This window comes from Aeromonas aquatilis, assembly GCF_054052405.1.
On the sequence record NZ_JBSTYP010000184.1, the window covers coordinates 1 to 385 of the forward strand.

Below are 385 nucleotides of genomic sequence, written 5' to 3' on the forward strand. Positions count from 1 at the left end.
TCTGGCAGCAGCACGCTGTTTAAGGTCACGTTCATTGGCGAAGTCCTTGCTGTTTAAGAAGGGAGATCAGGGCATTCGCATTGGCCTCATCGGCCTGCAGTTCGGCCGAGCCCCCAGCCCCTTTGAGCTCGATGGTGATCCGCTCGGACAAGGGCCTGCGTGTCCCTGGGGTGTTGGTGCTGGGGGTAGATGGCACTACAGTCGGAGCCGGTGGCTGAGCTGCGGCCTGATTGGTTTTGGCACTCTCTTTGGCCAATGCTTTGTTGAGCTCCTCTTTGAGGCGGGCCTGCATCACCTCCATCTCTTTTTGGAACTTCTCGCCGTAATACTTGCTCCACTCGCTGTAGGCCGGAATATCCTTGACCTTCTGGCTGTAGCGGGCCAG

General features: G+C 57.9%; 1 pseudogene. It reads right to left on the minus strand.

The features are described 5' to 3' along the window. Nucleotides 1–31 precede the first annotated feature (31 nt). A pseudogene (locus ACW5W8_RS23930) lies at nt 32–385 on the minus strand (hypothetical protein); the annotation flags it as partial.